We start from the raw sequence: 19,614 nt of genomic DNA, 5'->3' as shown, positions 1-19,614 counted from the left end.
CAACCAGGTCAGCTAAGTGTATCACTGTTTTTCGCGGAATATTGTCAGTCTTTGCGAGAGGTTGCGCGCGTTTCAGTGCAATTGCGCGGCACTGAAACGTCACGCTTTGACCTGAACGGGATTATGCGTCTGAGCGCGTCCCCTGACCGGCGAGCTTAGGTCGTAATACTTTTTCAGCAATGATCGCCAGACGTCGGCGGGTGACAAACCGGTGTAACTGGCCCAGCAGCCAGTTGCCGCAGCCGGGGATCAGCGTATTGCGTTGCGTATCCACGGCCCGTAACGCCAGCGCGACCACGTTCTGCGCTGGCATTCTTTTGCCCACTGACGCTTCCTCGGCATTCACCACCTCAAAAAAGGCGGTATCCGTTGCGCCGGGGCAAAGCGCCAGCACGCGGATGCCGTGAGCGCGGTATTCTCCCCACAGCGCGTTCGAAAAGGAGAGTAAAAATGCCTTTGTTGCCCCATAAATTGCCATATACGGATCCGGTTGCATGGCAGCGGTCGAGGCCACGTTAATCATCACGCCTGAACCTTTACGCAGCATGGCGGGCAGCAGGGCGTGCGCCAGTGCCACGGGGGCGACGCAGTTGACGTTGATCTCTTCACGCTGGCGCGCCAGAGATAGCTTTTCAAATCGCCCGTAGGTGGCAAATCCCGCGCTATTAATCAAAATATCGGGATAAAGCCGTAACGCTTCCAGCCGTTCCACAATGTGGGTAATGGCCTCAGGCAGCGTTAAGTCCTGCACGATAACGGTGAGTGATACGCCGTGCGTTTTGTGTAGCTCAGCCGCAAGCGCCTGCAGCGTTGCCTCGGAGCGGGCAACCAGGATCAACCCCACGCCACGGGCCGCGAGCTGGCGGGCGAACTCCCGTCCTATGCCCGAGGATGCACCGGTAACCAGTGCTGTTTTTCCTGTATAATCAAAAGAATTCATAACATAAATCCCGTTTTCCCTGTCTGTGCGGCACAGGATAAACCGTGTACTCAGGTACACGGTCAAGCGTGATTTTTACAAAGTGAGAACGACGCGATGAGGATCGGCGAGCTGTGTGCCAGAACTGGGTTATCGAAAGAGACGGTGCGTTATTATGAAAGGGCGGGCTTGCTGGAAAAAATTCCGCAGCCAAACGGCAGTAATAACTACAAAGTCTACTCGGCTGTGGATTTACAACGGCTGAAGCTGATCGGGCATGCCAAAATGCTGGGGTTTACCCTGGCTGAAATCGCCGATGTTCTGGCGGTCTGGATTGATGACCGCTTTACCGCGGAGGAAAAACAGGCCGCTTTGCGGCGCAAACTGGCGCAACTGGCGGAGAAAGAAGCGGCGCTGAATGAACTTCGGACCCGCTTGACCGATGCCCTTCATAAAGTCGGTCAGCCCTGTGTTGATGTATTTTAAACGGCTGACGCGGGCCGTTTAACGCAACCGGCGGCTTCACGACGTCATCAGCTCACCGCGTTCAGTCTTTTTAAGCCAGTCGATAAAAAACTGGCTAAATGCGGTGACCTGAAGCGGCTGGAGTTTCCGTTGCGGGTAGACAAACTGTAGCCCGACATCTTTGCGATCAAACCGGCTAAAGCCGGTGAAGCTTCCGGCAAGCAACACTTTCAGCCTTCCTTTCTCGACATCGTCCTTCACGTCCCACCACGATTTGCCCACAATGCCAGCCCCGTCGAGGGCCCACTGACGAAGCAGCGCTCCGTCATCACAGACCATGGCAGGCTCTACGCGAACGACGCGCTCTTTCCCCTCAACCTCAAACCGCCATTCATTCATCACTACCCCTTGCGACTCCAGCGCCAGACAGCGGTGAGCCGTCAGCGCGTCACAGGAGGCAGGGATACCCTGGTCGTCAAGATACGCTGCTGACGCCACCAGCACCCGGTGATTGGGACGGATATTTCTGACCACCAGGCTGCTGTCCGGCAGGTTGCCGAAGCGAATGCTCATATCCAGCCGGTTAGCGACCAGATCCTCTACGTGTTCTCTTAAGTAAATGAAAAATTTGATTTCCGGATGCAGGCGGGAAAATGCCATGACGGCGGGGCTGAGATACTGCCTGCCAAAGTCAGAGGGGGCGGAAAGACGAATGTTGCCGCTGAGCACGCCCTCTTTTTGTGCCAGTAACGACTCGGCATGATGCATCTCTTCCAGCACGCGCAGTGCAGCATGGTAAAACTCTTCGCCCGCCCGGGTGAGGGAGATAGCCCGCGTGGAACGGTGAAACAGGCGCGTCTGGTAGCGTTCTTCAATCGCTTTGAGGCGGGCGGTCATGGTGGCCGGGGAAAGTGACAGGCGGCGGCCAGCGGCGGAAAGCCCGCCAGCCTCGGCCACTTCAACCAGCAGCGCCATATCTTCGAGTTTACCCATTATTCATATTTTCCGAAAAGTGCATCTGATTTTAGTGTAATTATCAAAATCAGATGCCGCCTGTAAAGTGATTTCATCGTAACCACAAGGGACGTCCAGATGAACCAGACCTCACTTTTTGAACGCTACAGGTTAGGGGATCTCAACCTGAAAAATCGCATCGTCATGGCACCAATGACCCGTGCCCGCGCTCTTCAGCCGGGAAATATTCCCTCGACGCTGATGGCTGAATATTACCGACAGCGGGCCAGCGCGGGCTTAATCATCACCGAAGCCACGCAGATTTCGCCTCAGGGCCAGGGCTATTCATGGACTCCGGGGATCCATACGCCAGAGCAGGTTGCGGGGTGGCAACTCGCTACCGGCGCGGTCCATCAGGCGGGAGGGGTGATTTTTTCCCAGCTCTGGCACGTGGGGCGGATGTCTCATGCCCGTTTTCACGAAGACGGACTGCCCGTCGCGCCCTCCGCGCTGGCACCCGATGCGAAAGTATGGGTGGTGAATGAACATGGCGAAGGTCAAATGGTTGACTGCCCGACGCCACGCGTGCTGTCGCGAAAAGAGATCGCGCTCGTGGTCGATCAGTACCGACAGGCGGCGCTTAATGCCGTTCAGGCCGGGTTTGATGGCGTGGAGGTGCACGGCGGAAACGGCTATCTGATTGATCAGTTCCTGAGAACCACGTCAAACATTCGCACGGATGAGTATGGCGGCAGTCTCGTGAACCGGATCCGCTTCGCGCAGGAGGTGCTCGATGCCATTGCGCAGGCCATTGGCGCTGAGCGCACCGGTATCCGGCTTTCGCCGTTTATTACACAACGGGGAATGAACGATCCGCAGGTCATCGAAGCCATTCTCGCCCTCGGGGCCTGGTGCCAGCAACGAGGCATTGCGTTTATTCACCTGGCGGAAGCCGACTGGGATGATGCGCCACAGGTTCCGGAGAGTTTCCGCAAAAAACTGCGCGAAACATTCCGTGGAACCCTGATCGTGGCAGGAAATTATACCCCCGAAAAGGCGGAAAAAATCCTCGCAGCAGGGTATGCCGATTTGATTGCGTTTGGACGCCCGTTTATTGCCAACCCCGATTTACCACAGCGGCTGGCGCATCACTGGCCGCTGAATGACGTCAGCGATCCCGCCACGCTCTTTGGTGGTACAGCGGTGGGGTATACCGATTACCCCACTTACAACCTGTGTGAGGAAAAATGATGACCCGTAAAACGTTAATTATTGGCGGCGCGTCCGGTATTGGTTTTGCTGTAGCCCGTGCCCTGGCAGAGCGCGGCGACGACATTATTCTCGCGGGACGCAATAAAGAGAAACTGAACGCTGCCCGCGCGCGGTTCAGTCCATCTCCCGCCTCTGTTGAGACCCTCGTCCTCGATATTAGCAATGAAGCAGAGGTGATCGCGTTAAGCGAAACGCTGGGTGAGGTCGACAATATTATTGTCACGGCCGGCTCTCAGGCACCGGGAGGGCCGCTTTCCAGCCTCGACTCTGGCGCGGCGAAACTGGCTTTTGATACCAAATTTTGGGGCAGCATGCATGTCGCCAGGTATCTGAGCGGGAATATTTCGCCACGCGGTACGCTGACGCTGACCAGCGGATTTGTCGCACGCCGCGTGGTAGCCGGTGCCATAGTCAAAACCACCATGAACGCCGCCATCGAGGCGGCAACAAAAGTGCTGGCAAAAGAACTTTCACCGCGTCGCGTAAACGTCATCAGCCCGGGTCTGACCGATACCGAAGCCCACGCCGGGATGGATGCGGCTGCGCGGGAAAAAATGCTGACTGTTGCAGCACAGACGTTGCCCGCTAAAGCGTGGGGACGAGCGGAAGACGTTGCTCAGGGCTATCTCTTTGCCATCGATAATGCCTTTGTTACGGGCTCGGTGATTGATATTGAGGGCGGGGCATTACTTAACTGACCCCGTGTTGATCCGAATTGATTCCGGCAGTGAACATGCTGGCGGAAACTTAATCACAGGTTGTAAGCGTTTATGCAATATTCAACATATGCACGTCCAGCTGTGCTGGCGTTAATTCTGGCTGGCGTATCCGGCGTGGCTTATTCGGCCCAGAGCGACCGGGTGAAACCGAATCTTCTTATTGTGGATAACACGCTGTCGCAAACGCAATTAACGGCGAGCGAACATGCGGCCGTTACGTATGCCACGTTCTGGGATACCGGCAAAGAGTCTCTGGCGCGGGAAGCGCTGGCGGTTAATTTTGTAGATAAAACCCCACCGGAAGGCCGTAAACAGGGGCCAGAGGGCGCCATTATGGCCTCGAGGGCATTTCGCACCGCGGTGCCGGATTTACGCTGCGAGGTGGAACAAATGATCGTTACGGGGAATCGTGTCGTGTCCCATTTGCATTTCCACGGTCATTTCAGCGGGACATTTGGCAAAATAAAAGGGCAAGGTCAGAACGTGGATTTTATCGCGACGGATATCTATGAGATCGGCAACGGTAAAATAGTGTCCAACTGGCATATCGAAGATAACCTGACGCTGATGAAACAGTTGGGTGTGATTTAAATAATAGTCTGCCTCTTTTTCATGGTGTAAAAGATAAGCCCGCCCGGGTAACCGAAAGGTTACCCGGAGCGTATGACCCCCCGTAATGGCGAAGCATGATCCTGACGAAACCTACAGCCCCAGGTCGCTCAGTGAAGGGTGGTCATCAGGACGTCTGCCCAGCGGCCAGTGAAACAGGCGCTCAGACGCTTTTATCGGCATATCGTTGATGCAGGCGAAGCGGCGCTTCATCAGACCATCCGGCTCGAATTCCCAGTTTTCATTACCGTAAGAGCGATACCAGTTGCCCGAATCATCATGCCATTCATAGGCATAGCGCACGGCGATACGGTTTTCCGTAAATGCCCACAGCTCTTTGATCAGACGATAATCCAGCTCTTTTTTCCATTTGCGCTCCAGGAATGCCTGTGCTTCCTGACGGTTAGTGGCAAACTCCGCGCGGTTTCGCCACTGGGTATCGAGCGAATAGGCAAGTGCGATTTTGGCCGGGTCGCGACTGTTCCAGCCATCTTCTGCCAGTCTGACTTTTTCGATGGCACTTTCACGCGTAAAAGGCGGTAAAGGGGGGCGTGTGTTCATTTCGGCTACCTCTGGTTGGTATTAGGTAGACAGGTCTGTCTACTGGTGTTAATCTAAGCCTGAAAAATAACGCTGTCAACCTGTCAATTGAGGCCGTCGATCTGTGAACAGAGTCAACTTGAATAACGATAAAACAATCAGTGTGAGGGAAAAAATCTTGCTGACCGCGCACGATCTGTTTTATTCCAGCGGATTTAAAGCAACGGGCGTGGATACCATTATCAAGCAGGCTAAAGTCACGAAAGTGACGTTTTATCGCCATTTTCCGGGAAAAAGTTTACTGATTGTTGCCTATCTCCACTATCGACACGGAATATGGATTGACTGGTTTGAAAGCACGCTGCGTCGACATCTTGCTGCGGGTAAAACCCCGGCCAGTGCATTATCTGACACGCTGTATGAATGGTTTATTTCGCCGTTATTCCATGGGTGCGCCTTTATTAATGCCAGCGCAGAAGCAAAATCTGAAGAAAATGAACGCGAAATAAAAGATATTTGCCGCAATCATAAAGCCGAAACAAAGGCAAAAATAGCGTCCCTGACCGGCATAACCGATGAGAAAACCGTTAATGAAATCATGATGCTGATCGACGGCGCGATTATTCATGCGCAAATGGGGATCGCAGCGGATGAGGTCATAAGCTCATTGAAAAAGGGAGTAGAACGGCTGACAGAACACGCCGCCTGACCCGGGGCACGATCGGCCGTCGATGAAATACGCTTAGCATGGAAGGGCTGGCGCGGAGCCTGGCAGTGAATGCCAGGCTCCTGCCTTTAGTCATCATCTTCTGCCCGTTCCGCCAGCGCCAGCGAGCTGGCACTGGCCGGATCAAACAGGGAAATACTCTCGATCTGATTCAGCATGATCACCTTTCTGAAGTCCATTGCGCTTCCGGGTTCTGAATCCAGAGTAATGTCGTGGCGGGCATACCATTTGCTGTAATTATTTTCGATGCAAATCCGCATTGTCTCTTCATCGCGATAGCCGCTTAGCATGGGGATCAGCACGATATTGGCGGTTTTTTCATACTCGAGCGTTGCGGTGTGGATCATGCCGACATAAATCCGTCTCGAGCGCAGCGTCACCTGCGCCAGCTCCCCTTGCTCCATACACTGATACAGCAGTTGTTCGATACCGCTCGACTGCGCGAGACGTTTGTAGAGCTTCTTCCTGCCTTCACCGTCCAGCCTGGCGCTGCCTGCCCAGTTAGAACGATAAAGACAAAACAGGATGGCGAAGGCCAGCATGACGACAACCGGCGCCTGAATACCTAAAAAGCTCCAGTTCATAAAATCTATTTGCCAGTCGGCATAGGTCTGCGCCGTGAAGTGGAAGGTGTTGTCGGCGGCAGAAAGTGCATAGAGCAACAGCCAGAGCAGCCCCGTGGCGATCACCCCTTGCAGAACGAAGATACAGCCATACAGGGCAACGAGAAAATAGACATCCCAGCCGAAAGATCGCTTGATTTTAAAACGGGTCGACAGGTCACGGCTGGTGTACCAGTACCCACAGACCATCAGCACCATAAAGATAGCCGTTCCCATATCAGGCCCTCTTCAGCGCGTTAACATGACGCAGGAAATCCTGTCGCACCTCGTTGCTCTTGTAGTTCACCGAGGCGTTCCCGTCCTGGTCGATGATGATGCGATCGCCATCCTCCACGGCTTCGATAATTTCCTGCTGGCTCATCACCTGGAGCAATGATTCCGGACTGGAGAAAAGTGACAGAAAGAAACGTTTCATCACGGGGTTTCCTCATCCTTATGATTAAAAAGGATAAGTCTGGAAGAAGAAGGGGAAATGCGCCTTAAGGTAAAACTGAAAAGCAAAACGGGAAACAGGTGCGTCAGAAAATGTTCTGAAAAAAGCATCGACAACACATGTGTAACTTTATGAAAAATAATACAAATAAAAAATAGTTTTACACAAACTTGGACAAATAACGTTAATTGTGTAAGTTTTAATTATGCGATTACGCCACGTTGTTTACCGCCAGGATGTGACCCATGAGCACTTTGCCCTCAGTCGTGAGTCGGTTTGTTGAGTACTACACCGCACTGGATAGCCAGCCGCCCTCAGCGCTGGTCGGGCTTTATCATTCGGATGCCACGCTTATCGATCCGTTCGGCGAGCATGACGGGATTTTCGCGCTCCAGCGCTATTTCACCCATTTGCTGGCCAATGTAGAAAATTGCCGTTTTACCATTGATCCTCCGCTGTTCGGTGACCGCCGTTTCGTTGTCACGTGGATTATGCACTGGTCGCATCCGCGCATTGCCGGAGGCGAGCCGCTCGACCTGCCGGGATGTTCGGTGGTGGAGACCGAACATGGGTTAATTACCCGCCAGCGTGACTATTACGACGCCGGAGAGATGATCTACGAACACCTTCCGCTGCTCGGTTGGGCAGTGCGCGGAGTGAAGCGGAGGGTGAACGCATGAGCACGGTTCTGATTACCGGAGCAAGTTCGGGCATCGGCGCCGGGCTGGCGAAATCCTTCGCTGCTGACGGCCACACGGTTATCGCCTGCGGGCGCGATCCGGCGCGTCTGGACGCCCTGCATCAGCACAGCCCCACTATCACGGTTCGCCTGTTCGATATGACAGACAGGGACGCCTGTCGCCAGGCGCTGATGGGCTGCTATGCCGACCTGGTTATTCTCTGCGCCGGTACCTGCGAATACCTTGAGCAGGGCGTGGTGGATGCAGCGCTGGTAGAGCGGGTGATGACCACCAATTTCCTCGGGCCGGTGAACTGTCTGGCCGCGTTACAGCCGCAGCTGGTTTCAGGCAACCGCGTGGTGCTGGTCAGCTCCATGGCGCACTGGCTGACGTTCCCGCGCGCAGAGGCTTACGGCGCGTCCAAAGCGGCGTTGAGCTGGTTTGCCGACAGTCTGCGGCTCGACTGGGAGCCGAAAGGGATCGCCGTGACGGTGGTATTCCCGGGCTTCGTTGATACGCCGCTGACGCGAAAAAATGACTTTGCCATGCCGGGCAGGGTGAGCGTTGAGGAGGCCGTTCAGGCCATTCGGACCGGGCTGGCAAAAGGGAAAATGCAAATTGCGTTTCCGGTGGGGTTTGGCCTTATCTTGCGGTTGCTCTCAGGGCTTCCCGCATTTCTTCAGCGCGCACTGCTGCGCAGGATGGTGCGTTCATGAAGATTGCCATTATCGGCAGCGGCATCGCCGGGTTGACCTGTGCCTGGCGTCTTGCCGGTCATCATGAGGTGACGCTGTTCGAAGCGGGGGCCACTCCCGGCGGGCATACCGCGACGGTTGACGTGCCGACGCCACAGGGCACTTTCGCCATCGATACCGGTTTTATCGTCTACAACGACCGTACCTACCCACGATTTATGGGCCTGCTGAGCGAGCTGGGTATCAGCGGGCAAAAGACGCAGATGAGCTTTTCGGTGCATAACCCGCAAACCGGGCTGGAGTACAACGGACACACCCTGACCTCGTTATTTGCCCAGCGACGAAACCTGGTGAACCCGTCGTTCTGGCGGCTGCTCGGGGAGATTGTCCGCTTTAATCGCCTGGCGAAACAGGCACTGGAGAGCGAGCCAGACCCGCACGCGACGCTGCAGACGTTTCTGGACAGGCACCGCTTTACGCCGTTTTTCGCACGTCACTACATTCTGCCGATGGGGGCGGCCATCTGGTCATCGTCGTTGCAGGAGATGAAACGTTTTCCGTTGCCGCTCTTTTTGCGTTTCTTTGACAATCACGGCCTGCTGGATGTGACGCATCGTCCGCAGTGGTACGTCGTGCCCGGAGGTTCGCGGGAATACATCCGCGCCATGCTGGATAAACTCGGTGACCGCCTGACGCTACACCTCAACGCCCCGGTGCAGCGGGTGATTCGTCAGGAGAATGGGGTAACGATCCAGCTCGACAACGCGAGCCACAGCGTTGATCAGGTGATTTTTGCCTGTCACTCAGGGCAGGCGCTGGCGATGCTTGACGCGCCGAGCGCGGCTGAGCAGGACGTGCTGGGCGATATCGGCTGGCAGCGTAATGAGGTGGTGCTTCACAGCGATCCGCGCTGGCTACCGGTACGTCAGCGTGCCTGGGCGAGCTGGAACTACCGTCTGAGCCAGCAGGATCAGGCCAGCGCCTGCGTCACCTACAACATGAATATTTTGCAGGGGTTGCCTGCGGGTAGCCCGCTGTTCTGCGTCACCCTTAATCCGGACATCCCCGTGGATGAACGCTTCGTTCTGAAACGCTTTGTCTATGAACACCCGCTGTTTAACCCCAAAAGCTGGCGTGCACAGGCGCGTCGCGGTGAGATTAACGGCCACCAGCGTAGCTGGTTCTGCGGTGCTTACTGGTACAACGGCTTTCATGAAGATGGCGTGCGCAGTGCGCTGGACGTGGTGAATGCGATAGCCGCCGGGGAGGGGAACTGAAATGAACAGCTGCCTCTATCACGGTGTCTTACGCCATCGTCGCTTCCGGCCGAAAGCGCACCAGTTCCGCTACAGCGTCTTTATGGCCTGGCTCGATCTCGATGAGCTGGAGACGTTGCCCGCGGTCGGGGTCCGTCGCAATCGTGTTGCCGCCGCTTCGTTCCATGATGCGGATTATCCGCTGGGCACGCCGCTTAAAGAGAACGTCCTCACCAGGCTTGAAAGCCTGACCGGAGAACGGCCGCAGGGGCGGGTTATGCTCCTGACGCAGCTGCGCTACTTCGGATTCCATTTTAATCCGGTCAACTTTTACTACTGCTATGACCGGGCGGAGACGCTGCGCTGGGTGCTGGCGGAAGTTCGCAATACCCCTTGGAATGAGCGTCATTACTACGCAGTGAATGGGCAGGATGCGCGTCCCACAGAAAAAGCGTTTCATGTTTCCCCTTTTAACCCGATGGACATGGTTTACCACTGGCGCTTTAACCCGCCTGACGACTCGTTGCATATGCACATTGAAAACCATCAGGAAGCGAAGGTGTTTGACGCCACGCTGGCGCTACGCCGGGAGCCGCTTACCCGGGCGGCACTGCGGTCGCTGCTGCTGCGCATTCCACTGATGACCCTCAAAACCGTTTTCGCTATTTACTGGCAGGCGCTGCGGCTGTGGCTCAAGCGCGTGCCGCTGTATAACCATCCCGTCAGCAGGAGTGAACGCTCATGACCGATCCCGTCTTTGCGCTTGAACCCGATATCCCGCGCAACGTCCGCATCGCGCGCTGGCTGCTGTTTCGTCTGTTAAGCGGTATCCGCGGCGGCTCGCTGACCCTGCGTGAGGGTGCGCAGACGTTCCATTTCGGCGAGACATCCGCTGCGCTGCATGCTGACGTTCAGATCCTGAGCCCGGGCGTGTACTGGCGTGTCTTAAGGGGGGGCAGCCTCGCCGCCGCTGAGGCCTGGATGGATGGCGAATGGGAAACCACACAGCTCACACCATTGCTTGAGATCCTGGCGCTTAACGGGCAGGTGCTTGGCCGGCTGGAAAAGGGATTTCGTCTGTTCAGCAGGCCGCTTGAACGGCTTCGCCACTGGACGCGGCGAAACTCACGCGCCCAGGCCCGCGAAAATATTGCCGCGCATTACGATCTGGGTAACACCTTCTATGCCCATTTTCTGGACAACGAGTTGCTTTACTCCAGTGCGCTGTTCACCGCAGATGAGCAGGATCTCACGGCGGCTCAACAGGCCAAAATGGCTCGCCTGTGCGATCAGCTGGCGCTGAACGCCAATGATCACCTGCTGGAAATTGGCACCGGCTGGGGCGCGATGGCGGAATATGCCGCCCGTCATTATGGCTGTCGGGTGACCACCACGACGCTGTCGCAGGAGCAGTATCTCTGGGCGAAAGAACGGATTGTCCGCGCCGGGTTGCAGGATCGCGTTGAGGTACTGCTGTGCGATTACCGCGACCTCACCGGAGAGTACGACAAGCTGGTCTCGATAGAGATGATTGAGGCCGTGGGGCAGCGCTATCTGCCAACCTTCTTCCGCACCTGTCAGGCCAGGCTGCGACCGGGAGGTCGTATGGCAATACAGGCCATCACCATTCAGGACCAGCGCTATCGCGACTACAGCAAAAGCGTCGACTTTATCCAGCGCTACATTTTTCCCGGCGGTTTTTTACCAAGCATCACCGCCATGAATGAGCTTATGACGCGCCACACCGATTTCGTGATGCGCAATCTCTTTGATATGGGGCCCGACTATGCCCGCACGCTGGCTCTCTGGCGCCAGCGCTTCGTGCATGCATGGCAGGAGATTGAAAAGCTTGGGTTCGATGAGCGGTTTCGTCGGATGTGGCTGTACTACCTCGGCTACTGCGAAGCCGGGTTTAACGCCCGCACCATCAGCGTGGTGCAGCTGACCGCCGAGCGCGTATGAAACATTATTTGCAGGTCTTTCTGCTGGCTATCGCGTTCGATTTTTACTGGACGCTGGTGGTGCTCTTTCGCGAGCAGGGCCTGATTATCTGGATCGTGCTGGCGGTTGTGGCCTGCCTGCTGTTGCCGTCCGCGTACCGACTTTACGCCATTGCGCTGGCCGCGGCAGGGAGCCTGCTGGATACGCTCTGGGCGTTGACGGGCCTGCTTGCGTTTACGGGTGAGTCACTGATGCCGCTGTGGATGGTGGCACTGTGGCTGATGTTCGCCACCGTCTGGACTCAGCTGACGCGCACAACAACATTACCCGGCTGGCTGCTGACCCTGCTGGCAACCGTGGGCGGGCCTGTCGCCTATCTGATTGGCGAACGGCTTGGTGCCATTACTTTTCTGGAGCCGACCTTTATTGTCATCAGCTGGATGGCACCGGGCTGGCTGGTATTGATGCTGTTTTTCCATCTGCTGGTGGGGAGACAAAAATGAGAGCTGCGGCACTGCTTCTCTTACTGATAATCCTGTCCCCCGTGGCTCAGGCTGCCGACTGGCTGACCTGGCGCAAGGTCGGTGACGCCACGCTGACCTGGGGGCCGTTCACCGTCTATACCTCACAGCTTCGCACGCCGGAGGGGCGTTACAGCGGGGAGAACGGGGATCGGGCGCTGATCATCACTTACGTGCGTGAAATCGACCGTGACGACCTGGTTGAGGCAACGCGCGATCAGTGGCAGGCACAGGGGATCCTCGAGCAGGAACCCCAAAGCGAAGCCTGGCTGCGTATGCTCCAGTCGCTCTGGCCCGATGTTGGGCCGGGCAGCCAGCTGGCGTTTGTGGTCACCGACAGGCAGGGGCAGTTCTGGTACCGCGCTTCGGCGGCGCGGAAAAACTTTATTCCACTGGGACCACGTCAGTCCGCAGCGTTCAGCACGCGCTTTCTGGCAATCTGGCTCAGTCCCCGCACGCAATATCCCGCGCTGCGTCAGCAGCTGACAGGAGGGCAACAATGAAACGTATTCTGGTCATCGCGCTGGCGGTAACGATGCTGCTGGCCGGCTGCAGTACAGAGGTGACGGAATACCGTCAGCAGCAGCCGAAGCTGGATATCTTCCACTATTTTCAGGGGAAAACCGAAGCGTGGGGCATGGTGCAGGATCGCAGCGGTAAACAGTTGCGCCGGTTTCACGTTGAGATTGCCGGGGACGTTATCGGCGATACGCTGACGCTCAATGAACATTTCGTCTATGACGACGGCGAAAAGCAGCAGCGGGTATGGCATATCCGACGGATGGGTGGCGATCGCTACGAAGGCACGGCAGGGGATATCGAAGGGGTGGCGACCGGGCAGGCGGCGGGAAACGCCTTCAACTGGCATTACAGCATGCAGGTGAAAGCCAATGGCAGCACCTGGCTGCTGCACTTTGACGACTGGATGTACCTGCAGGATGAAACCCATCTGTTCAATAAAACAGAGCTGAAGAAACTGGGCGTCACCGTCGCCACGGTGACGCTGTTCTTTACCCGCAAGGCGTGACGTTACTCGCTCCCGGGCGCCGGTTCGGCTGGGGTTTTGCTGCTGAGGTAGATGAAGATCAGCGCAATGGCCAGGCAGACGATGGCCCCGAGACGGCTCAGCGAAAACGGAATGACGGCGTTACCCAGCCAGCCAAAGCTGTCAATCAACATACTCATGGTGAGCTGGCCGAAGATCACCGCGACCGTGGCAACGGCGGTACCGATGCGTTGTACCGCCAGTACCATTATCACAATGTAGGGCACGCCGAACAGGGCACCGAGCAGCTGCCATTTGGGCACGTCCATCAGGGTAACGGCCTGTTTGGGTTCAAAGAAGAATATCAGCAGGGCGGTGACCAGCGCACCAACGGAAAACGTCAGAAACGCGCTTTTAAAGACGCCCACGCTGCTTCCCAGCTGTCCGTTGATGGCGGCCTGGATGCTCAGCGTCGCACCGCCACACACTGCCAACATAATCATAATCAGTGTCATTTTGTTACCCCTGTGCAACCAGAACCAGCGCGGCAATGATGAAAAGCAGCGCGATGATGCGTTTACCGTTAATCTTTCTGGGCGTGGTGCCCAGCAACCCAAAGTGGTCAATGATAAGACTCTTAAAGACCTGACCTGCCAGAATGCCAATCATCGTCAGAGCAATGCCGATGGCCGGCGTGGCGAGGGTCAAAATGACGACGTAAACGGGCCCGAGTACGCCGCCGAGCAGTTGCCATGCGGGCTGTGCGAAAAACGACGTGCTGTTACGCGGGCTGAAAAACAGCATCAGCAGAAACGTCAGCGCGGCACCTGTACCGAAAATACTGAACGTGGCCCATAAATCGCCGACTTCCCCACCCAGTGGCCCCAGCAAGCCAGCCTCTACAGAGAGGCCCATGCCGCCGAGAATAACCAGTAAAATTAACAACCATTGCATATTCATTATCTCTACGTTCTGAAGGTGAAACAGACTAGCCCTGAACATCGATGAGAAAAATGCCATAATGCAGGAAACACCTTTGCAGGAAATGCACTAATGGTTGATGCCGGAAATATGAATATCCGCTCGCTGCGGGTTTTTATTGCGGTTTACGAAGCGCAAAACTTTTCTGTGGTCGCCCGGCGGGAGGGGATGTCTGCTTCGCAGGTTTCACGCGTTATCCATCAGCTTGAGGATGCGCTCGGCCAGCAGCTTTTCTATCGTAATACCCGGGCGGTGATCCCAACGGAAAGCGGCCACCTTTTTATCCGCTACGCCAGAGCGATGGTGGAAAGCCTGGAGGAGGCGCGTCGGGAGCTGGATGAGCGTTCGACGGAGCCTTCCGGGACGCTGCGCATAAATGGCCCGGTGTACTTTGGGCAGCGACACGTTGCCCCTGGCCTGCCTGCACTGGCGGCGCGGTATCCCCGGCTGAATATAGAGCTGACGCTGACCGATGACTTTATCGACCCACACAAAGATGCCGCCGACGTTATCTTTCGCATCGGCATGCTGACGGATTCAACCTTTCACGCGCGGGTTTTTGGCCAGCAGCGTTACCATCTGGCCGCGTCGCCGGACTATTTGCGAAAACACGGTGTGCCAGACGGGCCGGATGACCTCAGTCGTCACCGGTGCCTGGTCTACCGCGGGTCGTCAGGTCCCAATCGCTGGCTGGTGCGAGGTCAGGGGGAAGCCTGGGTGCATTACCCCGTGGTGCCGCTGATGACCTCCAATAATGCGGAGTCGCTGCTCATTGCCGCGCTGGGCGGGATGGGGATCGTGCTGTTTCCGGACTGGCTGATTGGCGACAGACTGCAGAAGGGGGAACTGGTCGCACTCCTCGCGGAACGGGAGTGCGCCATAAATACCGAGCCGCTGAACATTGCGGCGATCTATCCTCACGCCCGTCACCCGCCCCTGAACGTCAGGGCGGTGATTGATCATTACGTGGCGCTTTTCGGCACCCCGCCTTACTGGCAGACGTAGCGATTACGCGCCGAGTTCTTTACGGATAATGTCGGCGCCGGCGCTCAGGGCGTTGAGTTTTCCGTTGGCTACCTGACGTGAGAGCGGGGCCATCCCGCAGTTTGTTGATGGCCACAGCTTGTCGGCATCGACAAACTGCAGCGCTTTACGCAGCGTATCGGCCACTTCCTCTGGCGTCTCAATGGTATTGGTCGCCACGTCAATGGCACCCACCATCACCTTTTTGCCGCGGATCAGTTCCAGCAGATCCATTGGTACGCGGGAGTTGTGGCACTCCAGAGAGATGATGTCGATATTGGACGTCTGCAGTTTAGGGAAGGCTTCTTCATACTGCCGCCATTCTGAACCGAGCGTTTTTTTCCAGTCAGTATTGGCTTTGATGCCATACCCGTAGCAGATATGGACCGCGGTCTGGCAGCGCAAACCTTCGATGGCACGTTCCAGCGCGGCAATACCCCAGTCGTTCACCTCATCAAAAAACACGTTAAAGGCCGGTTCATCAAACTGGATGATATCAACGCCCGCCGCTTCTAACTCCCTCGCTTCCTGGTTGAGAATTTTGGCAAATTCCCAGGCCAGCTTTTCGCGGCTTTTATAGTGAGCGTCATAGAGGGTGTCGATCATGGTCATCGGGCCGGGCAGAGCCCACTTGATCGGTTTATCCGTGAGCTGGCGTAAATACTTTGCATCATCAACGAACACTGGTTTTTGACGCGCGACGGCATCCACCACGGTCGGCACGCTCGCGTCATAGCGGTTACGAATTCGCACGGTCTGGCGGTTCTCAAAATCAACGCCGCTGAGGTGTTCAATAAAGGTGGTGACGAAGTGCTGACGAGTCTGTTCCCCGTCGCTGACAATATCAATGCCCGCACGGATCTGCTCATCCAGAGATAAACGCAGCGCATCCTGTTTACCGGCAAGTAATTCCTGATCCTGCAATTTCCATGGCGACCAGAGCGTTTCGGGTTGCGCAAGCCAGGTTGGCTTAGGCAAACTGCCAGCCGTTGAAGTCGGGAGCAATGTTTTCATAGTAGAAGACCTTTATTATCGATTAATTAAAGCGTGTTGTGACCTGACCACTGCTCAAGAAGAGGTTTATAGGGCTTGATGAAATACGCTTCCGTAAATTTGCCCTGTTCAATTGCCAGCCGGCTGCGTTCTTCACGGTCATAAACAATTTTTGTTAATGAATGATCCTCATGATTCAGATCGGGCTGGTAGCATTCTCCGGCGGTCGAGTTCGCATTGTAAATTTCAGGGCGATAAATTTTCTGGAAAGTCTCCATGGTGCTGATGGTGCTAATCAACTCCAGGTTGGTGTAATCCCGTAATAAATCGCCAGTGAAATAAAACGCAAACGGCGCTGCGCTATTCTCAGGCATAAAGTAACGAACCTGCAGACCCATTTTCCCGAAGTACTGCTCGGTTAAGGATGTACCGTCCGGACGATACTCGATGCCCAGCACCGGGTGCTGGTTGCCTGTGCGGCGGTAGGTGTCTTTGCTGGAGACGCTCAGGCAGATCACCGGTGCCTTTTTGAAGTTCTCTTTGTATTCAGGTGAGTTAACGAAATGCCGGAAAATAGTGCCGTGCAGCTCACCAAAATTATCCGGGATCGCGAAGCGGGACTGATTTTTATTGTGCTCCGGCAGCAAGACGCTGAAATCATAATCGCGGACATAGGACGAGAAATTATTTCCAACGATACCGTCGATGCGCTCATGGGTCTTTTTATCAACGATCGTTGTCTGCAATATTTCGATAGCCGGGAAGGGCTTCTCAGCGCCGATATGCAAATCCACAGAAATAATGTCCAGTTCGAGCGCATAGCGATCGGCTTTTGGGTTATCCCAGCGCGCTAACGCGTTAAAACGGTTATTCATCATCACCAGCGTATTTCGCAGGTTTTGCTGGCGTTTTTCGCCACGGGCCAGGTTGGCGAAGTTGGTGGTGGTACGCGTATTTTCTGAAGGGTTATAATTTTCATCAAAGCAACTACGCTTAAGGCTAAATGTAAAAGCATTACTCATCGTCGTTATACATCCTAAGTTCTTGTTGCTAAGAAGTTACCAATGCATAATTTATGCCTGAGCCCGTGACGGAGGGGAAGTGACTTAATTTCACTGCAACATGAGCTATCTTCATGAACAGCGCCTTTCCAGGTATAATCCCCAAAATTTCAATACGGTTTAGAAACGATCATGACAAAACTCACCCTACAAGAGCAGATGCTGAAAGCAGGCTTAGTCAGCAGCAAGAAGATGGCTAAAGTTCAGCGCACGGCCAAGAAATCGCGCGTTCAGGCCCGTGAAGCAAGGGAAGCAGTAGAAGAGAATAAAAAAGCGCAGCTCGAGCGTGACAAGCAGCTGAGCGAGCAGCAGAAGCAGGCGACGCTGGCGAAAGAGTTTAAAGCGCAGGTCAAGCAGCTGATCGAAATGAACCGCATCACCGTGACCAGAGGCACCATCGCCTTTAACTTTACCGACGGCAATCTCATCAAAAAAATCGAGGTCGACAAGCAGACGCAGGCCCAGCTGATCAATGGCCGCCTGGCGATTGCGCGTCTGGTGATTAATGCCAATGGCGACTGCGACTATGCGATTATCCCGGCAGTGGTGGCCGATAAAATCGCCCAGCGCGATGCCGAGAGTATCGTGTTAAACAGCGCCCTGAGTCAGGAAGAGCAGGATGAAGACGATCCGTACGCAGATTTCAAAATTCCTGACGATTTGATGTGGTAAGCAGCGCTTAAAACGGTGCGGCGTGACGGGCGTTAATTGCCTCTGCGCTCACCGGATGCACAAAATCCAGCTCGCTGGCGTGCAGCATCAGCCGCGGTATCTGTTCGGTGCCCGGCAGTGCAAGACCACCATACAGATCGCAGCCTAAAATAGGGTAGCCCAACTGCTGGCAGTGAATACGCAGCTGGTGGGTTCGCCCGGTCTCCGGGGTCAGTCTGACCCGCGTCAACGGCAGTGCCGCATCATAAAACCGGTCCATCACCTGATAGCGTGAGCGTGCGGGCTTGCCGGTAATCGCACAAATCGACATCAGCGGGAACAGCGCCGGATCTTTAGCAATCGGGGCATCAATCACTCCCTCGTCGTTTTCCACATGCCCGCAAAGCAGGGCGCTGTATACCTTTCGCACGGCGCGCTGGCTGAACTGGTGACAGAGAGCGGCATTAATCGCTTTATTGCGCGCAATCACCATCAGCCCGGATGTACCGAAATCCAGACGATGCACCAGCGTGCAGCCGGGAAACGTCTGTACCAGTCGATAATGCACTGAATCGCGATTTTGCGGATTTTTGCCTGAAAGGCTGAGCAGACCGGAAGGCTTATTAATCAGGACCAGATGTTCGTCCTGCCAGAGGATCTCGATCTCGTCGTGACACGGTGGGGCAATAAAAGAATCTATAATCGCAGACATCAGACGGCCCGACAGAAGAGTGGGTGCGGATGATAGCGAATTTTTAGCGGCGGGGACAGAAAGAAACCCTCCCACCAGGCGGTGAGAGGGGGATGATTAAGCGGCTACGAGGCTGTCGATAGCGGCTTTCGCGTCAGTCTGCGCTTTGGTCGCAACTTCCGGGCCGTAGGCAATACCTTCAGCAAACACGAAATTCACGTCGGTGATACCGATGAAGCCCAGGAACAGAGTCAGGTACGGTGCAACCAGGTCAGTTGGGGTGTCTTTGTGAATACCACCACGGCTGGTCAGTACAATCGCACGCTTACCTTTCACCAGACCTTCAGGACCGTTTTCAGTGTAACGGAAGGTTACGCCGGCACGGGCAACCAGGTCGAAGTAGTTCTTCAACTGAGTAGGGATGTTGAAGTTGTACATTGGCGCGTTGATCACGATAACGTCGTGCGCCTGCAGTTCAGCAATCAGTTCGTCAGAGAGGGCCAGGGCTTCCTGCTGACGTGGCGTCAGGGGAGCGTCGCTTGGACGCAGCGCGCCAACCAGTTCGCCATCCAGCACAGGAATCGGGTTTGCAGCCAGGTCACGCACGGTGATTTCATCAGCAGAATGCTGTTCACGCCACTGTTCAACGAAGTAGTCAGAGAGCTGACCAGACTGTGAGTACCCTGCCAGAATACTGGATTTCAATACTAATACTTTGCTCATGGGTGATTCCTGTTTTTGCATTTGATTGAAGGGGGTTGCCCCGTTGCTTGTTGACACTCTATTCACAATCCTGTCGCAGGGATAGCGCAATATATCGAAGTCTATGTTCGAATTTTTTGAATAAGGCACTCAAAGCGCCAATGTGATACTCT

The 19,614-nt window shown here is 55.4% G+C and carries 26 protein-coding genes; 15 read left to right on the top strand and 11 right to left on the bottom strand.

Features of this window, described 5'->3' with window-relative positions; all coding sequences use genetic code 11:
- Positions 1-121 precede the first annotated feature (121 nt).
- Complete coding sequence (locus BJ887_RS08085; protein ID WP_121339713.1) at positions 122-940, bottom strand: SDR family oxidoreductase; 819 nt, start codon at positions 938-940, stop codon at positions 122-124.
- Positions 941-1,036: 96 nt separating this feature from the next.
- Here BJ887_RS08085 and BJ887_RS08080 point away from each other — a divergent pair, with 96 nt between their 5' ends.
- On the top strand, positions 1,037-1,405 hold the full coding sequence (locus tag BJ887_RS08080; protein WP_121339712.1) for a MerR family transcriptional regulator: 369 nt from the start codon (positions 1,037-1,039) through the stop codon (positions 1,403-1,405).
- A 36-nt stretch (positions 1,406-1,441) separates the two neighbouring features.
- On the opposite strand, the gene BJ887_RS08075 is transcribed toward BJ887_RS08080, so the two are convergent.
- Positions 1,442-2,377: a LysR family transcriptional regulator gene (locus tag BJ887_RS08075; RefSeq protein WP_121339711.1), complete on the bottom strand. Its 936-nt coding sequence runs from the start codon at positions 2,375-2,377 to the stop codon at positions 1,442-1,444.
- A 99-nt stretch (positions 2,378-2,476) separates the two neighbouring features.
- Here BJ887_RS08075 and BJ887_RS08070 point away from each other — a divergent pair, with 99 nt between their 5' ends.
- From BJ887_RS08070 to BJ887_RS08060, 3 genes are all read left to right on the top strand, one after another.
- Positions 2,477-3,589 carry an alkene reductase gene (locus tag BJ887_RS08070; RefSeq protein ID WP_121339710.1) on the top strand — a complete coding sequence of 371 codons (1,113 nt, stop codon included), beginning with the start codon at positions 2,477-2,479 and terminating at the stop codon, positions 3,587-3,589.
- Positions 3,586-4,308: an SDR family oxidoreductase gene (locus BJ887_RS08065; RefSeq protein ID WP_229216820.1), complete on the top strand. Its 723-nt coding sequence runs from the start codon at positions 3,586-3,588 to the stop codon at positions 4,306-4,308. The genes BJ887_RS08070 and BJ887_RS08065 overlap by 4 nt, the downstream gene beginning before the upstream one ends.
- Before the next feature lie 72 nt (positions 4,309-4,380).
- Positions 4,381-4,920, top strand: a complete 540-nt coding sequence (locus tag BJ887_RS08060) for an ester cyclase (protein WP_014169950.1) — start codon at positions 4,381-4,383, stop codon at positions 4,918-4,920.
- Positions 4,921-5,031: 111 nt separating this feature from the next.
- Here BJ887_RS08060 and BJ887_RS08055 read toward each other — a convergent pair whose 3' ends face one another.
- Positions 5,032-5,499, bottom strand: coding sequence for a DUF1348 family protein (locus BJ887_RS08055; protein WP_014169951.1), 468 nt, complete (start codon positions 5,497-5,499; stop codon positions 5,032-5,034).
- 103 nt (positions 5,500-5,602) lie between these two features.
- Between BJ887_RS08055 and BJ887_RS08050 the strand changes: the two genes are divergently transcribed.
- On the top strand, positions 5,603-6,187 hold the full coding sequence (locus BJ887_RS08050; RefSeq protein ID WP_121339708.1) for a TetR/AcrR family transcriptional regulator: 585 nt from the start codon (positions 5,603-5,605) through the stop codon (positions 6,185-6,187).
- 86 nt (positions 6,188-6,273) lie between these two features.
- On the opposite strand, the gene BJ887_RS08045 is transcribed toward BJ887_RS08050, so the two are convergent.
- Entirely contained in the window at positions 6,274-7,044 is a 771-nt protein-coding gene (locus BJ887_RS08045; RefSeq protein ID WP_040017411.1) for a hypothetical protein, read from the bottom strand.
- A gap of 1 nt (position 7,045) precedes the next feature.
- Complete coding sequence (locus BJ887_RS08040; RefSeq protein ID WP_008502331.1) at positions 7,046-7,243, bottom strand: hypothetical protein; 198 nt, start codon at positions 7,241-7,243, stop codon at positions 7,046-7,048.
- A gap of 263 nt (positions 7,244-7,506) precedes the next feature.
- On the opposite strand from BJ887_RS08040, the gene BJ887_RS08035 reads away from it, so the two are divergent.
- The 8 genes from BJ887_RS08035 to BJ887_RS08000 are packed head-to-tail and all read left to right on the top strand — an operon-like array spanning position 7,507 to position 13,381.
- Positions 7,507-7,941 (top strand): nuclear transport factor 2 family protein, encoded by a 435-nt coding sequence (locus BJ887_RS08035; RefSeq protein ID WP_014169955.1) that lies wholly within the window; start codon positions 7,507-7,509, stop codon positions 7,939-7,941.
- On the top strand, positions 7,938-8,657 hold the full coding sequence (locus BJ887_RS08030; RefSeq protein ID WP_063156021.1) for an SDR family NAD(P)-dependent oxidoreductase: 720 nt from the start codon (positions 7,938-7,940) through the stop codon (positions 8,655-8,657). Before BJ887_RS08035 ends, BJ887_RS08030 begins: the two co-directional genes overlap by 4 nt.
- Positions 8,654-9,913 (top strand): NAD(P)/FAD-dependent oxidoreductase, encoded by a 1,260-nt coding sequence (locus BJ887_RS08025; RefSeq protein WP_068794603.1) that lies wholly within the window; start codon positions 8,654-8,656, stop codon positions 9,911-9,913. Before BJ887_RS08030 ends, BJ887_RS08025 begins: the two co-directional genes overlap by 4 nt.
- 1 nt (position 9,914) lies before the next feature.
- Complete coding sequence (locus BJ887_RS08020) at positions 9,915-10,637, top strand: DUF1365 domain-containing protein (protein ID WP_014169958.1); 723 nt, start codon at positions 9,915-9,917, stop codon at positions 10,635-10,637.
- Entirely contained in the window at positions 10,634-11,854 is a 1,221-nt protein-coding gene (locus tag BJ887_RS08015) for a cyclopropane-fatty-acyl-phospholipid synthase family protein (protein WP_059306168.1), read from the top strand. The genes BJ887_RS08020 and BJ887_RS08015 overlap by 4 nt, the downstream gene beginning before the upstream one ends.
- A complete protein-coding gene (locus BJ887_RS08010; protein ID WP_121339707.1) occupies positions 11,851-12,336 on the top strand; it encodes a DUF2878 domain-containing protein in 486 nt (161 codons plus the stop codon). The genes BJ887_RS08015 and BJ887_RS08010 overlap by 4 nt, the downstream gene beginning before the upstream one ends.
- Positions 12,333-12,857, top strand: a complete 525-nt coding sequence (locus tag BJ887_RS08005; protein ID WP_121339706.1) for a hypothetical protein — start codon at positions 12,333-12,335, stop codon at positions 12,855-12,857. The genes BJ887_RS08010 and BJ887_RS08005 overlap by 4 nt, the downstream gene beginning before the upstream one ends.
- Positions 12,854-13,381: a DUF3833 domain-containing protein gene (locus BJ887_RS08000; RefSeq protein WP_032678108.1), complete on the top strand. Its 528-nt coding sequence runs from the start codon at positions 12,854-12,856 to the stop codon at positions 13,379-13,381. Before BJ887_RS08005 ends, BJ887_RS08000 begins: the two co-directional genes overlap by 4 nt.
- 2 nt (positions 13,382-13,383) lie before the next feature.
- Here the strand turns inward: BJ887_RS08000 and BJ887_RS07995 are convergent, their stop codons facing one another.
- Both BJ887_RS07995 and BJ887_RS07990 read right to left on the bottom strand, forming a co-directional pair.
- Complete coding sequence (locus BJ887_RS07995) at positions 13,384-13,854, bottom strand: DMT family transporter (protein ID WP_032681070.1); 471 nt, start codon at positions 13,852-13,854, stop codon at positions 13,384-13,386.
- Positions 13,855-13,858: 4 nt separating this feature from the next.
- A complete protein-coding gene (locus BJ887_RS07990; protein ID WP_121339746.1) occupies positions 13,859-14,293 on the bottom strand; it encodes a DMT family transporter in 435 nt (144 codons plus the stop codon).
- Between the two features lie 99 nt (positions 14,294-14,392).
- Between BJ887_RS07990 and BJ887_RS07985 the strand changes: the two genes are divergently transcribed.
- The gene (locus BJ887_RS07985; RefSeq protein WP_014169965.1) at positions 14,393-15,325 is read left to right on the top strand and encodes a LysR family transcriptional regulator; all 933 of its coding nucleotides are present in this window, start codon (positions 14,393-14,395) and stop codon (positions 15,323-15,325) included.
- Positions 15,326-15,328: 3 nt separating this feature from the next.
- Here BJ887_RS07985 and BJ887_RS07980 read toward each other — a convergent pair whose 3' ends face one another.
- The gene (locus BJ887_RS07980) at positions 15,329-16,357 is read right to left on the bottom strand and encodes a methionine synthase (RefSeq protein ID WP_025204256.1); all 1,029 of its coding nucleotides are present in this window, start codon (positions 16,355-16,357) and stop codon (positions 15,329-15,331) included.
- 26 nt (positions 16,358-16,383) lie between these two features.
- On the bottom strand, positions 16,384-17,358 hold the full coding sequence (locus BJ887_RS07975) for a DUF1852 domain-containing protein (protein WP_014169967.1): 975 nt from the start codon (positions 17,356-17,358) through the stop codon (positions 16,384-16,386).
- 171 nt (positions 17,359-17,529) lie between these two features.
- Between BJ887_RS07975 and BJ887_RS07970 the strand changes: the two genes are divergently transcribed.
- On the top strand, positions 17,530-18,069 hold the full coding sequence (locus tag BJ887_RS07970; RefSeq protein ID WP_014169968.1) for a DUF2058 domain-containing protein: 540 nt from the start codon (positions 17,530-17,532) through the stop codon (positions 18,067-18,069).
- A 7-nt stretch (positions 18,070-18,076) separates the two neighbouring features.
- On the opposite strand, the gene BJ887_RS07965 is transcribed toward BJ887_RS07970, so the two are convergent.
- Together BJ887_RS07965 and azoR are read right to left on the bottom strand one after the other, a co-directional pair.
- The gene (locus BJ887_RS07965) at positions 18,077-18,760 is read right to left on the bottom strand and encodes an RluA family pseudouridine synthase (protein WP_020884216.1); all 684 of its coding nucleotides are present in this window, start codon (positions 18,758-18,760) and stop codon (positions 18,077-18,079) included.
- Between the two features lie 96 nt (positions 18,761-18,856).
- Positions 18,857-19,462, bottom strand: coding sequence for an FMN-dependent NADH-azoreductase (azoR, locus tag BJ887_RS07960; RefSeq protein WP_017693462.1), 606 nt, complete (start codon positions 19,460-19,462; stop codon positions 18,857-18,859).
- Positions 19,463-19,614: the final 152 nt, after the last annotated feature.

Origin of the sequence: Enterobacter sp. WPR_3_1, assembly GCF_003635055.1 — a bacterium.
Lineage (GTDB): Bacteria > Pseudomonadota > Gammaproteobacteria > Enterobacterales > Enterobacteriaceae > Enterobacter > Enterobacter ludwigii.
The sequence above is the reverse complement of the archived record's forward strand: the minus strand, read 5'-3'. Positions and strand labels throughout refer to the sequence as shown.

Coding starts and splice junctions, on each gene's coding strand:
- BJ887_RS08015 (WP_059306168.1), top strand. CDS start 10,634: ATGACCGATCCCGTCTTTGCGCTTGAACCCGATATCCCGCGCAACGTC.
- BJ887_RS08045 (WP_040017411.1), bottom strand. CDS start 7,044: ATGGGAACGGCTATCTTTATGGTGCTGATGGTCTGTGGGTACTGGTAC.
- BJ887_RS07995 (WP_032681070.1), bottom strand. CDS start 13,854: ATGACACTGATTATGATTATGTTGGCAGTGTGTGGCGGTGCGACGCTG.
- BJ887_RS08055 (WP_014169951.1), bottom strand. CDS start 5,499: ATGAACACACGCCCCCCTTTACCGCCTTTTACGCGTGAAAGTGCCATC.
- BJ887_RS07970 (WP_014169968.1), top strand. CDS start 17,530: ATGACAAAACTCACCCTACAAGAGCAGATGCTGAAAGCAGGCTTAGTC.
- BJ887_RS08020 (WP_014169958.1), top strand. CDS start 9,915: ATGAACAGCTGCCTCTATCACGGTGTCTTACGCCATCGTCGCTTCCGG.
- BJ887_RS08030 (WP_063156021.1), top strand. CDS start 7,938: ATGAGCACGGTTCTGATTACCGGAGCAAGTTCGGGCATCGGCGCCGGG.
- BJ887_RS08005 (WP_121339706.1), top strand. CDS start 12,333: ATGAGAGCTGCGGCACTGCTTCTCTTACTGATAATCCTGTCCCCCGTG.
- BJ887_RS07975 (WP_014169967.1), bottom strand. CDS start 17,358: ATGAGTAATGCTTTTACATTTAGCCTTAAGCGTAGTTGCTTTGATGAA.
- BJ887_RS08070 (WP_121339710.1), top strand. CDS start 2,477: ATGAACCAGACCTCACTTTTTGAACGCTACAGGTTAGGGGATCTCAAC.
- BJ887_RS07980 (WP_025204256.1), bottom strand. CDS start 16,357: ATGAAAACATTGCTCCCGACTTCAACGGCTGGCAGTTTGCCTAAGCCA.
- BJ887_RS07990 (WP_121339746.1), bottom strand. CDS start 14,293: ATGCAATGGTTGTTAATTTTACTGGTTATTCTCGGCGGCATGGGCCTC.
- azoR (WP_017693462.1), bottom strand. CDS start 19,462: ATGAGCAAAGTATTAGTATTGAAATCCAGTATTCTGGCAGGGTACTCA.
- BJ887_RS08060 (WP_014169950.1), top strand. CDS start 4,381: ATGCAATATTCAACATATGCACGTCCAGCTGTGCTGGCGTTAATTCTG.
- BJ887_RS08035 (WP_014169955.1), top strand. CDS start 7,507: ATGAGCACTTTGCCCTCAGTCGTGAGTCGGTTTGTTGAGTACTACACC.
- BJ887_RS08075 (WP_121339711.1), bottom strand. CDS start 2,377: ATGGGTAAACTCGAAGATATGGCGCTGCTGGTTGAAGTGGCCGAGGCT.
- BJ887_RS08010 (WP_121339707.1), top strand. CDS start 11,851: ATGAAACATTATTTGCAGGTCTTTCTGCTGGCTATCGCGTTCGATTTT.
- BJ887_RS08080 (WP_121339712.1), top strand. CDS start 1,037: ATGAGGATCGGCGAGCTGTGTGCCAGAACTGGGTTATCGAAAGAGACG.
- BJ887_RS08085 (WP_121339713.1), bottom strand. CDS start 940: ATGAATTCTTTTGATTATACAGGAAAAACAGCACTGGTTACCGGTGCA.
- BJ887_RS08025 (WP_068794603.1), top strand. CDS start 8,654: ATGAAGATTGCCATTATCGGCAGCGGCATCGCCGGGTTGACCTGTGCC.
- BJ887_RS08065 (WP_229216820.1), top strand. CDS start 3,586: ATGATGACCCGTAAAACGTTAATTATTGGCGGCGCGTCCGGTATTGGT.
- BJ887_RS08040 (WP_008502331.1), bottom strand. CDS start 7,243: ATGAAACGTTTCTTTCTGTCACTTTTCTCCAGTCCGGAATCATTGCTC.
- BJ887_RS08000 (WP_032678108.1), top strand. CDS start 12,854: ATGAAACGTATTCTGGTCATCGCGCTGGCGGTAACGATGCTGCTGGCC.
- BJ887_RS07965 (WP_020884216.1), bottom strand. CDS start 18,760: ATGTCTGCGATTATAGATTCTTTTATTGCCCCACCGTGTCACGACGAG.
- BJ887_RS07985 (WP_014169965.1), top strand. CDS start 14,393: ATGGTTGATGCCGGAAATATGAATATCCGCTCGCTGCGGGTTTTTATT.